This is a genomic window from Bradyrhizobium sp. 4, from assembly GCF_023100905.1.
Classification (GTDB): Bacteria; Pseudomonadota; Alphaproteobacteria; order Rhizobiales; family Xanthobacteraceae; genus Bradyrhizobium.
In genome coordinates this window covers 232,847-247,010 of record NZ_CP064687.1, presented here as the reverse complement: position 1 = coordinate 247,010, position 14,164 = coordinate 232,847, and the positions used below count along the sequence as shown (strand labels likewise).

General features: G+C 60.0%; 9 protein-coding genes. 2 read left to right on the top strand and 7 right to left on the bottom strand.

Going from position 1 to position 14,164, the window contains the following annotated elements:
- The first annotated feature begins 53 nt into the window (after positions 1-53).
- On the top strand, positions 54-1,136 hold the full coding sequence (locus IVB45_RS38565) for a LacI family DNA-binding transcriptional regulator (protein ID WP_247360269.1): 1,083 nt from the start codon (positions 54-56) through the stop codon (positions 1,134-1,136).
- A gap of 165 nt (positions 1,137-1,301) precedes the next feature.
- Here IVB45_RS38565 and IVB45_RS38560 read toward each other — a convergent pair whose 3' ends face one another.
- The gene (locus IVB45_RS38560) at positions 1,302-3,938 is read right to left on the bottom strand and encodes a CehA/McbA family metallohydrolase (RefSeq protein WP_247360271.1); all 2,637 of its coding nucleotides are present in this window, start codon (positions 3,936-3,938) and stop codon (positions 1,302-1,304) included.
- A 24-nt stretch (positions 3,939-3,962) separates the two neighbouring features.
- Positions 3,963-5,288 (bottom strand): MFS transporter, encoded by a 1,326-nt coding sequence (locus tag IVB45_RS38555; RefSeq protein WP_247360273.1) that lies wholly within the window; start codon positions 5,286-5,288, stop codon positions 3,963-3,965.
- 742 nt (positions 5,289-6,030) lie between these two features.
- Between IVB45_RS38555 and IVB45_RS38550 the strand changes: the two genes are divergently transcribed.
- A complete protein-coding gene (locus tag IVB45_RS38550; RefSeq protein ID WP_247360275.1) occupies positions 6,031-6,813 on the top strand; it encodes an enoyl-CoA hydratase-related protein in 783 nt (260 codons plus the stop codon).
- 536 nt (positions 6,814-7,349) lie between these two features.
- Here the strand turns inward: IVB45_RS38550 and IVB45_RS38545 are convergent.
- From IVB45_RS38545 to IVB45_RS38525, 5 genes are all read right to left on the bottom strand, one after another.
- A complete protein-coding gene (locus IVB45_RS38545) occupies positions 7,350-7,763 on the bottom strand; it encodes a nuclear transport factor 2 family protein (RefSeq protein WP_247360277.1) in 414 nt (137 codons plus the stop codon).
- Between the two features lie 604 nt (positions 7,764-8,367).
- The gene (gene pyk / locus IVB45_RS38540) at positions 8,368-9,780 is read right to left on the bottom strand and encodes a pyruvate kinase (protein ID WP_247360280.1); all 1,413 of its coding nucleotides are present in this window, start codon (positions 9,778-9,780) and stop codon (positions 8,368-8,370) included.
- 300 nt (positions 9,781-10,080) lie between these two features.
- The gene (locus IVB45_RS38535; protein WP_247360282.1) at positions 10,081-11,856 is read right to left on the bottom strand and encodes an FAD-dependent oxidoreductase; all 1,776 of its coding nucleotides are present in this window, start codon (positions 11,854-11,856) and stop codon (positions 10,081-10,083) included.
- Positions 11,857-11,886: 30 nt separating this feature from the next.
- Positions 11,887-12,711, bottom strand: coding sequence for a phosphoenolpyruvate hydrolase family protein (locus IVB45_RS38530; protein WP_247360297.1), 825 nt, complete (start codon positions 12,709-12,711; stop codon positions 11,887-11,889).
- Positions 12,704-13,882 (bottom strand): Tm-1-like ATP-binding domain-containing protein, encoded by a 1,179-nt coding sequence (locus tag IVB45_RS38525; RefSeq protein ID WP_247360283.1) that lies wholly within the window; start codon positions 13,880-13,882, stop codon positions 12,704-12,706. Before IVB45_RS38525 ends, IVB45_RS38530 begins: the two co-directional genes overlap by 8 nt.
- Positions 13,883-14,164 lie beyond the last annotated feature (282 nt).

The window sequence follows — 14,164 nt, the reverse complement described above, 5'->3', positions numbered from 1 at the left end:
CCAATGGTTTAAGTAGATCCGACATAGACATCCTTCTCTGACCGATAGACCCAATGGATAAGAAACGAGCAATCGATCCCAAAGGACGCCAGCAGCCGCGCGTGAAGATCGAAGATGTCGCGCGAAAAGCCAATGTGTCCCCTGCCACCGTGTCGCGCGTTCTCAATCATCCCGAAATCGTGAGGCCGGAGCTCCGGGACAAAGTGATGCGCCACATCACCGATCTCTCCTACACGCGAGACAGCGCAGCAAGAGCGCTGAAGTCGGGACGCATGCGGACCGTTGGAGTCATAGTTCCGACGCTGGCGCTCGGCATCTTTGCCGAAGGAGTTGAGGCGCTACAGAACCGCCTTAGCGAGAGCGGCTACACGTTGTTCATTGCGAATTCCCAGTATGACCAGCGCCGCGAGTTGCAGGAACTGCAGAGCCTCCTCGAGCGCGGCATCGATGGAATTGTGTTGGTCGGCGGCTCCCACGGACGCGAGCTGAGGACTCTGATCGAGCAGGCCGCCGTACCCGTGATCACGACCTATGTTTCAAAGGCAGCTGGCGGCATCCCTGCGATCGGAATCGATAACGAAAGCGCCACGCGCGAGATGACCGAGTATCTCTTGCGGCTTGGACACGTCCGTTTTGGTACGATCGCCAACGTTGTTGCGGCTTCCAACGACCGATCCCGCGCAAGGCTGGAGGGCATTCAGCGCGCGCTTTCCGACGCTGGGCTACCGCTTAAGGCGAGCCAGATCATCAAGGCGGATTACTCGCTTGCCCAAGGCCGCAGCGCACTTCGTCAGCTCCTCACCGAGCATCCCGATACCACGGCGGTGATTTGCACGACCGACACGCTTGCCATCGGTGCAATGGCAGAGGCTCGCAAAATGGGGTTGGCCGTGCCGGCCGCGCTTTCCATAACAGGATTTGATGATGTTGAGCTCGCTGCACAGATGGACCCGCCGCTCACGACTGTCAGTGTTCCCGCAGCTGAAATCGGCCGGGGAGCCGCCGATTATCTGATCAACGCCATCGTCGGAAACCCGGTGCCCAGAAGTGTCCTGTTGCCTTATCGTCTGGTGATGCGGGCATCGACCGCGCCGCCAAGGTCCAACCAACGGCCGGCACGTCGCAGGCGCACTTAGCACTGCAATCCACTTTCAACTGAAGTGAAGGTCTTGGTTCGGATGCGCCGGCGCATGCCGATATGCCCGATATCCCTGGTGCGGCGAATGAGGATGTGACTAAGCATGCCGGCGACGGCTGAGCGAGAAAAAGGAACAGCAACTGACACAAGCTTTTCTCCGCTCTCAATGCTCGCGTTCAACGTGAACGGAATGAATGGGCGCATGGTGATGGCTGGCGCCGAGCTCGTGTAGCTTGTGATGCAGGCGATGATGTGCAAGCTCCAGGGCAACTCGCAGCCGCGAGTGCCGCGCTTCGTCGCTCTTGGGAGCAAGGGTATCCATGTAGGCGATCGATCCCTCAATTTGTGCAAGGACCGACACTGCGTCCGCAGTTGCAAAAATGGGTTTGTCGCCCACGTTGACATACGCCGCACTGGTGTGGGCCGCGATGTCTGCCTCGCGGCCCGCTACGCTGCCCCGAACACGTATCGCGATCCAACAGGACTCGGTGACGCGCAATGAGATGTGACCGCTGCACGCCAAGTCGGCGCATCGAACTTCATCGACAACGATGCCGTTGCGGATCAACTCCAACCTTGTTGGTTGGACGCTGACCGATTCGATCCTCCAATCGACGCTGACGGTGCCGCCTGACGAGGGAAGCGCGATCTTGCTCCCGGGGCGCCGTCCTTCAACTGTCATGTCCACGAGCGGGCCGACCGTGATGAACGTGTCGCCGCTACGAACGGCATCCATCCAGTTGCGATACGTGAACTCGCGCGCGCCTAGCTGCACATAAGACCGCGAGCCTCCAAGGAGCGCGGCGGCATCCATCTTGTCGGAGCCGGCTACCAGCGGCAAATGGTAGCCGATGTTGAGGTAACGGTACCAGTCGGCGAGGCCAAATGCGCTGATCTGCGCCGTCCGCGGGTTGAACGACATCATTTCGATAGCGTCAACGAGGCCCAGCACGATATCGGCGGCCCGTTCGGCCTGCGGGTTGGGCGCGTGGGGCATCACAACCAGTCCACCTTGCTGGCGGCAGCGCTCCGCCCAGTCAGCCATGGTGGCTTCCAGTGGATCGCCAATCGCCGCTTCGTTCGATCCGGCGCACGAGAGGGGATTGATGATCTCGCCTTCATAGCCGAGCAGCGATATATGGCCCAGAACCTGCATCCGGTTCTCTGTGCCGACACGCACGAGGAACTCTCCGTCCCCACCGAAGTCCTTCGCTCCGATCGTGGTGCGTCCGTCGAAATCGGCGACGTTGGTGAATAACTCGCCCCATTGCGCTGCGAGCAGGTTGACGACGTTGACGCCTTCCGCCTTGCCCTCCAGCAGGGCGGTCTGTGGGCTCAGGAAATGGACGTGCGTGTCGGAGCTGACCCAGCCCTGTTCGCGCCAGCGCAGCACCCGATCGAGCTCGAAGGTCAGGTGTTCCGTGCTCGCGGTGACCTCGACGATACAGCGCAGTGGAACCACCTCAAAGCCCCTGCTGATCTCCACGAAGACCGACCCGATCGGCAGGTCTGCATCACAGCTTCCATCCACATAGGCGTACTGGTTCAGCCCATTGGCAAATTCGCCCGAGAAATCCTCGAATCTGCCGGTGTTAACCTTGCGGTGGTGTCCCTTGGGCGGCAGATACTCCCCCTGGGGCCCATGGATATGCAGGCGTGCGGCGACGCGCACACCACTGCCCTTCTCTACAATGCGGATCTTCACGGGTCTCGTTGCGGGCTCGATAGCGACCGCCTGCAGTGACATCTCTGCTGGAATCTCGGAGGCCACCAGGGAGCGGAGGTCCCGAACGTGCAAGCGGCCGTCCTCCGAGCGCAGGTAGAGCTTTGCGTCGGCGTGCGCTGAGTACTCGACGATGACCTCGTCGTGCGAGCGCACCGGCTGTACGTCAGGCTTAGCAGCGAGCCAGTCCGCTCTCGAGTACCTCAGCACCGCCCGGGCGGAGATGACGGTCCCCAGGTCGATGCCGATCTGCTCGCCGCGATGGTCGACGTCGAGCTCGCCAAGCTTGTTCAGATGTACCCCGGGCGGTAGCTGCAGCTTCAGCTTGCGTCGGCCCTGGAGGCGCAGCGGATTCTCCGTGAGCCTTGTTGTGGTTACCGCAAATACTAGCGAGACCTCCTGCTCGGCCCGCAGGCTTAGTGCGGTAAACTCCTTCTCCGGATTCGGATTTGGGAGCGCATAGAGCCACAGGTTCTCCCCTTGTCGGTCCATGCGCCCCGATTCGGTACGGGCTTCGCCGAGGAAGAAACTCTTGCTCGGCGCCCCGCCGAGAGCAAAATCTTCGCCGGTGCTTGCGTGCACGATGGGCCCCCGTAGGGGCAGTGCGGCGAACGCACTCGCACTCCAGGAGATGTGGTTCTGTTGGATGGCGAACCGCCGCACCACTGGCACGTCGGCTTCGCTGCCGTCGGCGTATCGGAGCCCGTATGTCGACACCCGGTCGCCCAGAGGATTGCCTTCCACAGGTAGCGTAGCCGGCCCGATCTCCCCGAATTCCGAGAGGCTCGCAGGTGGACGGTCCGCGGCCACCTGCACAAAGAGCACGTAACTTGCCAATGTGGGCGACAGCTCGATCACCACGGGAGAGGCCCCGGGCCGCAAAGCCAGCACATCCGGCCCGGCCTCGTTGCCGAACAGAAACGGCATGCCGCGATACGTCTGCGACCCTCGCAAGGAATCGATCCATCCGGTATCGCCTGGGCGGCTGCCGAACCCCTCATCGAGCTCCCGGCGCCTCGCATTGAAGTATTGCTTCAGGTCTACGGGCTTAAAGTGCGGCGATGAAGGCGTTTTCATTGAATGGCTCCCCGTTCAGGGCCGTCAGTCACCGATGTAGACGCGACCGCGCCTTTTGGCGAAGTGATAAACTACGACGCTCAAGAGCGCTATCACCGAACCATAGATTGGAAACATCCAGGCCATGTGCTCGCGCTGCAGCCACACCAGCAAATACGGTGACGTTCCGCCAAAGAGCGAGACGCCGAGCGCATAACCGAGAGCTACTCCCGTGGTCCGCACGGCGCGCGGCATCAAGGTGGTAGCGATGAAGTTATAGAGGGCCATGTTGAAGCCGACGATGGCGCCGCCGAACACCGTGACAAGGAAGAACGTTGTGATGTTCTTCTCCGTATAAAGCAAAGTCAGGAAAAAGCACGGGATGAGAAGTAAGCGCAGCAGCGTGAATGCGCGCGAGGGCCGAACCTTGTCCGCGAAGGCGCCTACGAATGGTGCAGCAATCGTCCAGATCAAAATCATCAGCGTCATGATTCCGTACACATACGTGCTGTTCTCCTTGAACACCGTGTTTGCCATGTTGGGCAGCCCCGTGTTCCACGCATAGTTGGCGATCTGCACCGAGCCGATCACCAGGATCACGGCGAGCAGCGATAGCCGCACGCTCCAGAGCGTCTTCCACACGCCGCTCGTGGTTTCCTGAATGCGTGAGGACTCGTCCTGACGGTGCATAGCCCGATGGATCAAAGTTTCCGGCACGGTCGAGCGCAGATAGATGATCAGAAGGCCGAGCACGCCACCGACGGTAAACGGTACGCGCCAGGCCCACTCACGCATCGCTTCGGGGGCAACCGAGGCACTCACCAGGAAGGCGACCAGGCTCGATCCGAGGTTACCCAGCTGAATGAACGTACCACCAATCAGACCGAGAAAACGCCCTTCCTTCCCCGCGGGCGCCAATTCAATAGCGATGGCGTTGGCGACACCGGCCTCAGCCCCGGTGGCAAGCCCCTGAATCAGCCGCAAGACAAGCAGCGCGACGGCCGCCGCAACGCCGATATTGTTGTAGGTCGGCAATACGGAGATCAGCAGCGAGCAAACTGCCATCGCTGTCACCGAGATCATCATGACTCGCTTGTGGCTGATGCGATCTGCGATAGGCCCAAGTAAAACCGCGCCCAGAGGCCGCGCGCAGAAGCCCGCCCCGTATACGGCCAGTCCCGCGAGCAGCGAGGTCGTAGGATCATCGGAGGGGAAGAAGTGAGGCGAGAGGAACGCCGCCATGATGCCGTAGACATTCCAGTCGTACCACTCTAGCGCTACGCCTCCTCCGAGCCCAGCGGTCATTCGTTTGGTGGCAACTTGATTGTCAAGCTGAACGGGCACGGCCGTGGGTTGGGCGATAATGTTCATGGTCTCTTCGAGCTCTGTTGATGGCGTTAATGATGCTGCGGGCCGACCGAGAACGAGCAGCCGCCCGTTCGCTCCGCGGCGCCGAGTGCGGGGTCGAAGATACGGGCGACGTTGAACAGTTCGGCTCGCAACGCGAAGGACGCAGAGGGAAAGGAATGCCAGGCATGCTGCCGGCGAGCTCGCCTGTCGTCACGGTTCTTTAAGTCGCTGCGGCCGCACGGCCGGCTCTTGTACCACCTTGGTCACACAACGCGCTGCCGAGTGGCGGCTCAGATTTACGCGGCTGCTCAAGAGCAGACCTCCTAGAACCGTCTGCGCATAAACCGCGCGCTGGCCCGCGCCCCGTTCGCATGGCTTCATTTCCTCCTGTTGCCAAATCGCACTTCTCGAAGAAGCTTTTATTGTTATTGGACGGCGCGGCGTTACAAGGCCGTTGCTTGGTCGAGTGAATTCCGAACTGCCGCCAATCTCGCGAACCAGACGCCAGCTTCCACAAAAGGCGTGTTGAACCACGCTGTTGCTGAAATCGATTTCAGTGAAATAATTCGATGGTGAGACAGAGTCAAGCGTTATTAATAGGAGTTTTCAGTTCGCTATCGCCGGGGGCCGGTCGTCCCCGCCGCAGCCGAGCACGACACCGGAGCACCAAGCTCGACAAATAGTGCTTCTGCAGCGGAAGTTTGCGCAGAAATCGATTTCAGTATAGGGCTGATCTTCTCGTTGTTTTCTGGAGGCACTATCAATGACCGAGAAGCCCGATTTTATCCTCTCAACATTCCCCAGGCCCAAGGTGCGCCTCCTGACGTTGAACAGGACAGCGAAACGAAACGCCTTGAGCAACGACCTGATCGTGGAGCTTGGCGCGATGTTGCGCCGTGCCGCGGTCGATGAGGATGTCCGCTGCGTGGTCCTTTGCGGGAATGATGCGTTCTTCTCTGCCGGAGCCGACATCAAGGAGATGCGAGAGCGGGGGTTTGAGGCAATCGACAATACCGTGCGACGTTCTGCTTGGCGGGACATCGCGAATTTCCGCAAACCACTTATTGCTGCGGTTGAGGGGATCTGCTTCGGCGGCGGTCATGAATTGGCGCTGCTCGCCGACATCGTGATTGCAGGCGAAGGGGCGATGTTTGCACAGCCTGAGATCAACATCGGGATAATGCCCGGTGACGGCGCAACGCAACGTCTGCCGCGCGTGGCTGGCAAATCTCTGGCCATGCTGATGATCCTAAGCGGCCATTCCGTTTCGGCCCGCACAGCGATGCAGGCCGGCCTTGTCGCCGAAGTTGTTGAAAGCGGCCGGGCACAGGCGCGTGCCGTCGAAGTTGCCGAGGTCATCGCGCAAAAGCCGCCTCGTTCGGTTGAACTTGCCAAGGCAGCCGTTCTCGCGGCGTTTCAGACCACGCTGGACGCCGGTCTCGAATTCGAGCGTCAGGCAATTCGCTATGCGTTTAGCACGGCTGACCAGCAGGAAGGGATGGACGCCTTCTTCGAGAAGAGATCGCCTAACTATCGTGGGCGCTAAAGCATCAAGCGAAGGGGCAGCGAGCAAGAGACCGCAAATGCCATCGCGATCGCCGGCCATCGCTGCTGCTGGTCCGTACATGTTGGGTCGTCGCTGGGGATGCTTCGGTTTCGGCACTCGTTCCAGTCGGCCAGGCCGGCGCTGCGCGCTACGATCTCGTACTCGCCGGCCTTGGCCATACTATTACAGATGTTCATCTTGCAGTGGCATCCGCCGGGCAACCATCTCGGCCGACCTGCCCGTGCCTTGCTGGATGTTGGCCCGATCGAGGCCGCAGCTAGCTTCCTCGACTGCGGCTTCCCAGTCCCCCAGAGCTAATCAAGTTAGCGGCGGGCAGACGCGTACCGCTGGGGATGACTGTCTGACCAGCATAGCGACGAGAAGAGCGGAAAAGCCTCTATTAAGGCCAATTCTGAAACCAGAACCGCCTACAATGCAGGAAGCTCGCGAAAGTACCGAACGCGAGACGGCAATCTGGGCGATCCAGCCGGACGATGGGCAGGCTGGCGAGAGGCAGCCTGAGTGTGCCATTTCAGCTACAAAACTCCGATACCGCAAACCTTGGTTCGGCCGTCATCGGGAATGGCAGATGAGTGATGGTGTACGATCTTCCATGCGCCGTCCTCGCGACGTAATACGAAGGTGAAGCGAGCCGGTGTCGACACCTGATGATCATTCCGCAACTGTGAAAAGACATAATTGCCCACCACCAAAATAAGGTTGTGCGCCAAAGTGACGGAATGCCATACGTCCATTTTCACGGTGGCGATGCCATGAAAGTAAGTGCCTATCTCTTTAGCGCCAATGTAGAGCTTATCACTCGATGTACCCTGAAACAGCGCATCATCCGCGTATAGCACAACCAGACGTTCCGGCGCGTGCACATTGAAGGTTTGCTCCCAGAGCTCCAGGAAGTCGCTGACGGCCGGCACCAAGGAGTTGTTGTTCACTACAAATCTCGTTTCGGGCTAAGACTCTGATAAGCTGGACTGCACGTTTCCGGTACGCGGTGTATCACCCGTAAGACCGGCTACTCGCAATCACGCCGCCGACTGACGTTTCGTTATCCGATGCTGAGGACAGGGTCCGATTTGGCGGAGCCAGTAAATCCAAGATGGCATCGCAGTTGTCGACGAACAGTAAGGCGCTCCATGACTTTGAATGTCACACGACGGCTGCGGGACGAACGGTACCGACATTTGACCGATCGTCATGTCGGACGCCTGCTTGCCGACCGCCGCCTAAGAACGTATTCCGCCGAGCTTCCATCACCTCGTCGGCATCGTGGAATGTCGTTGTACTGTTCGAACCTCCGAGGAGCTCAAAAAAACTGCCAGAGCATTGCATCCGGCCCGCCGCATCACTGCGCCATTTTGACCGAAAGCGTTTCTTCGATAACCGGGAGCAAATCAACGAGCCGAATGCTGTAGTCGAGCCCAAGCAAGGTCAGCTCCTGGTCTCACCGATGAAGAATCAGAGCGTTGTCGGCGATCATTGTTCGGCCCGTAGTGCTTCGTTCTTAGGGCAGATGTAGCGAAATTGTCCTGAACCATTTTAGCAGGTGACAATACGGACGTTGTTGGTTGCACCTATTTGCCCAAACGGCACGCCGGATACGACGATCACCAAATCACCTGCTTCAAGATAACCTTCGTTGCGCGCCACCGCTGCGGCTATCTGCGTCATCTCCTCGTCGGTGGCGGGATCGTCTGAAACGATGCTGTGCACCCCCCACAGCAGGCACATGCGCCGCGCGACTTTCTCATCTGGAGTGAGAGCAAGAACCGGCACCGGGGGCCGCTTGCGCGCGATGCGCGCCGCCGTCGTGCCGCTTGCAGTGAAACCGATGATCGCCTTCGCATTGAGGGTCACCGCAAGGTCTGCACCAGCGGCGGCGACTGCATGCGGTGGGGACATCTCTTCGTCGGCTTGCGAGGCTTGGACCAGCGACCGATAGAGATGATGCCGTTCAGTACTTCTGATTACTTTGTCCATCATGACAACTGCCTCGATTGGATAGGCGCCGCTTGCCGACTCAGCCGACAGCATGACCGCGTCAGCTCCATCGTAGATGGCGGTAGCGACGTCTGAGGCTTCCGCGCGCGTCGCTGTCGGTGCAGCCACCATCGACTCCAACATCTGTGTTGCGACGATCACGGGCTTTCCGGTCAGCCGACAGGCGCGGATGAGTTCCTTCTGTCGGCCCGGCACCTCCTCGGGCGGGATTTCGACACCGAGATCACCGCGTGCGACCATAATGCCGTCTGACAGGAGAATGATATCGTCGATACGATCGAGCGCCATAGGCGTCTCGATCTTCGCTATCAGACCGGCACGCTCGCCGATCAGCCCGCGCGCCTCTAGGAGGTCGGAAGGCTTCTGGACGAACGACAGGGCGACCCAGTCGACCCCGAGTGCGAGGCCGAAGGCGAGGTCGCCGCGGTCCTTCTTCGTCAGAGGAGATATAGCAAGCAGCGAACCTGGCAGGTTTACCCCTTTGCGATCGCGGATCGCTCCACCGACGAGAACTGTCGCGATGATCTGCCCATCGCCCGGACTCTCAACGCGCAGGCGCACTCGGCCGTCGTCGACGAGAAGAGTCTGGCCCGGACGTGCGGCCGCGAATATTTCCGGATGAGGTAGTGGGATCGATTGCGTTCCGCCCGTAGCTCCGTCGAGCACAAATCGAACCTTCTCGCCGGCGCGTAGATCGAGCTTGCCGCCTTCGACGGCGCCGATGCGGATCTTCGGTCCTTGCAGATCCTGCAGGACGCCTATTGGCGTGCCGAAGTCCCGTTCGAGATTGCGGATCGAGTCATAGACCCGTGCGTGATCGTCCAGGCTCCCGTGACTGAAATTGAGTCGGAACGTATCTGCGCCTGAGAGATAGAGAGCACGCAATCGTTCTGGTGCAGCTGTCGCCGGACCAACGGTCGCAACGATTTTGGCGAGGCGCGAACGACGCATGTCGATTCCAGACGTAAGAGGATGAAACGCGTGTGAATAAAATGCGAAGGTCGGTCTTCGATGATGGCGTTCAGACTCTCGCGTGATGGGCTCGCATCCCGCCGCCGCAATGCACCTGCGCCGAAGGCGAAATTGATCACCCCGGCTCAACGCGGTCCGGGAGGCATCCAGCAGAGATTCGAACAGGAGAACGCCGCCAGAATGAAGACATGGTCCTTGCTTCCCAAAGCAGCAAAATCGACGGCATCAAGATGACCGAATTGACCTCGTGTCGCGATACAGATGCCGTGAGTCGCGATTTCACGTTGCGGATGCAGGCGCCTTCTGCACGCGATGAGCGGATGCCAGAATGTTCGAAACTGCCCGGTAAGCGAAGACTATGCCGGGGCCGATGGTGATGCCTGCTCCCGGATAAATTCCACGCATTGGTGAGGTCATATCATTGCCGCAGGCATAAAGACCCGGGATTGGCTTGCGTTCTGCGTCCAGAACCTTGCCGTAGCTATCGGTCGCCAAGCCGGCGGCTGTGCCGAGCGTTGCCGGAACGATCGGCAGCGCGATGAAGGGGCCACTCTGGATGGGCCCAAGATTTGGATTTTTCGTTCCTACCGAGGGATCGCCAAGCGTGCGGTTGAACGCCGATTCACCGCGTTTGAAGAGCGGATCGACGCCAGTGGCGGCGTGCGCATTATGCTCCTCGACCGTCCTTTGGAGCTCGCCGGGATTCAACCCAATTTGCATGGCTAGCTCCGGTATCGTTCGGCCCAGTGTGACGTAGCCGAGCCGCGCGTACTTCCGGATACTCAACGTCCATGGCCAAGGCAGCAGATGTCCCATGCCCCTCAGCCGAACGAACTCGTGATCGCAAACGAAGTAGAACCGCTTGTCTGCGGGATATCCGTTTCCAAACATCGCGAGGCAGATATCGTGGTATGAATTGGATTCGTTGACGAAACGTTGCCCATTCGGGGCAACCGCAATGACGCCGGGTCGTCCGCGGTCGAGCCATCCGTAGGGGACGATTTGGGAGCCTGTCCCACTCCTGAGCATCGAGACTGGAGTCCAGAACCCTGCAGAAGCGACGTCCTTGTCGATTGCAGCTCCGAGCTTTGAGGCAAGGTTAATGCCATCGCCTGTAACATCGGCATGAGCCAGCGTGTCGTCATGCTGGTGTGGGCCGCTCAGCTCGGCTCTCAGCTGCGCGTTGCGGGCGAAGCCGCCGGTCGCGAGAATGACAGCGTGGGATGCGCGCACGCGGATCTCAGAATTGCCGCGTTTGACGATTGCCCCTGTGACGCGCCCGTCTTCCATGACGAGCTCAACGAGAGGAGACGCCGGCCATATTTCTACGCCTAACTTCCGCAAACTCACGAGCAGGCGCGCAATCAGGGCATTGCCTCCGCTGAACTCGGTGCCGCGCCTGTAGCTCAAGCGATCCCGCGCGTAGCGAGTCACGCGACGCAAGACATGCTTGAGGGAAGCAAACGATTGGAACGGATTCAGGAAGCTTCGGACTTCGCTGGAAGAAATCATCATCCCCCCGAGCACAACGCGAATGGGGTCGCCGATCAGATCGAAGTCGGGGCCGAGCAGCCGCGCATCGTAGGGTGCAGGGCTGAGTGCCCGGCCTTTGTCGACTCCGCCGACCTGGCTTGAGTGATAATCGGGCGCGGAGGCCAGCGTGAACTTGACCTCTGTCCCGGTCTCGAGAGCGGCAAGCGCAGTCGGCCCGTCCTCAAGATAGGCTTCGATGAAGTCTTGCCGATAGTAATTGCCAAGCTCATGCTCGAGGTATGTCCTGGCTTTCGGAAGCGAGTCATCGATTTTGGCGGAGCGCGCCTGAAGCGAACAGGGAACCCAGATCATGCCATTCGACAGCGACGTGGTCCCGCCGAGACGCGAAGACTTTTCGCAAACCGTCACGCGAAGTCCATTCTTTGCGGCGTAGAGTGCCGCCGAAAGGCCGGCTGCCCCGCTACCGACTACGAGCACCTCTGTTTCGAACGTTTGAGTAGCACCTATTGGTGGCAATGCCGCTGTCCTTTGTTCGCCTGATTGGTTGATCGGCTTGTCCATCTCCGCCTCGCTGCGGTGTTTCTTTGAACGTCAGTGATGTCGCGGAAGGGGAACGGCTTTGAACTCCTCTGCCGCCGCTTTGACCGAGCGTTCAATCGGTATTCGTTCGATTGAGGAGGCCCCGACAAAGCCGACACACTCGGTCGACCGATAGACCTCGAACGTGTGCTGGGGCTCCGCGACCGCCCCACCATGACAGAGCAGGATGACGTCCGAGCGGACCGCTTGCGCGGCCGCGTTGATCTCGTTGATGCGCCGGATCGCCTCCTGGATGGACTGGCCCTCCTCATGGCCCACGAGCCCGCCGCGCGTCGCGCCGACATGTGGGACGATGCAGTCGGCTCCGCTGCTTGCCATGGCTTTGGCATCTTCGGGGCTCGCAACGTAGGCAAGCGAGAAGATGTTCTTCTTGCGGGCGGTCGCAATCATCTCGAGCTCGCGCTCGAAGCCAAGTCCAACGCGGCCGCGGCGGTCACGCCATTTCTCTCCCATCGTGGAGATGGTCGGATAGTTGATGACACCGGAGAATCCCGCGGCTAGGAAACTGTTGAGAAGACTGTCGAGATCGAGCCGCAGGGGATCCCAGGCCTCGACGCCGCCTATGACGGGTACGGAAGACACGACGTTGCGGATTTCTACCGCAAGCTCCAGCGTACGCGCGTTGGAGTCACCAATACGACTGGTGGGGAGCCCCATGAGCCGCGAGAGCCCAGTAGAGTAGACCACCAGCATATCCGCCCCTCCGAGTGCCGCGCATTTTGCGACGAGGCCGCAGCTGCTCGCCGCGGCAAGGACCGCTTTTCGCTCCGCGACCTGACCTGCAATCCTCGAGAGAATTTCGGTTCGCTCAAACATCTGCACGGGACGTGCCTCCTTGACCTAATTGTTTGAGGAGCCACGTCACGGCGGCCTCGGCAAATTCGGGGTCGTTGATGTGACAGTCCAGCTCGCAGACAACGATCTCTGGCCGGAGATTGTCCTTAACTGCCTGGAGCCATGCCCCATCGGCATCGGCATCGCGAAAGACGCCACCCTCTCGGTCGTAATCTGACACGCCTTTGGCTGGCCAAAGCACGGCTGCCGGCCCGCGTGCTTGCGAGAGCCGCTCGGCCGTAACCCGGCCGATCTTTGCGCTCTCCGCAGGCGTGGTTCGCATCAGTGTCGTGTACGGTGTATGTGAATAGAATTGGCGGCCGCGAAATTGATCGGGAACGCTGGCCGGTGGACCAAAATTGACCATGTCGATCGCGCCGGGCGCGATGACTTGTGGGATTGAGCGGCGCGAGGCCGCCTTGAGCCGATCGGGCCCGGCGCTGGCCGTGCCTCCCATGAGTTCATCGGCCAATTCCGTTGTGGTCAGATCGAGCACGGCATCGAATTCGCCGGCAGCAATCAGCTGCTCCATTTTGCGACCGCCAGCACCGTTGGCAGGAAAAACGATCGCGTCTGTGCCGGCCTCTGCAAGACGTGCCACGCATTGAGTTGCCGCGGGCGTCGTCACACCGAAGGCCGTGATCGCAACAATCTTTCTTTCGCACCCATGCTTGGCCGGCACATAGCGCATGGCCGCAATGGCTCGGCCTGCATTCTCCAGCACCCTTGCCGTGAACGCGTTAATGCCGAAGAAATCGACCAAGGTCGGATAGAGCATGATGTCGTTGTGGATCGCGAGTTCGGCCAGGAGCGCTGGTCTTGCACTGGTCACCAGCAGCTTGGGGAAGCCGTAAGGCAAATCAGACACGACCTCGCCGAAAACAGCGCTTCCCTTGCCTCCTGCAATGGCCACAATCGCGCTGATTGCGCCCGAGGCGAGCAGGCCAGCCACCTTTATGCGGGTAGTTGCGGCAATCTCTTTCAGGAGCTCGGCGGGCGAGGCTGAGCGCGCGCGGCTCGCGTCAGTTGCGTGGGCGGCCTTCACCTCATTGTTCGAGGTCCCGATATCGATCAGGATGGTCTTTCGGCCGCATGTTTGGATGATGTCCGAGAGGAAGGATGCTTCGGGGCCTTTGGTGTCCAGCGTAGCCACGATTGCAACCGCGCCTGAGGCGCCGGCCGAAATCCCAGATCGATTACCATCCCGGACCGACCCCTGGTCGCCCGTGCAATGGTGAGACACGATCTTCCTCCCGGATCATTCTTAATAGCATGTGGTCTAAACCGAGCCGACGCTGGCTATAACCTCGGCGAGGAGTGTGATTGGGTAAGATTGGGTAGATGCCCTGAAACGGCGGCTTATAGGAAGACTGCCGGCCTCCCCTCAGCTTTTCTCAAAAGCGCGTCCGTCTGGAACTTGATGTAGCGTGTCTGT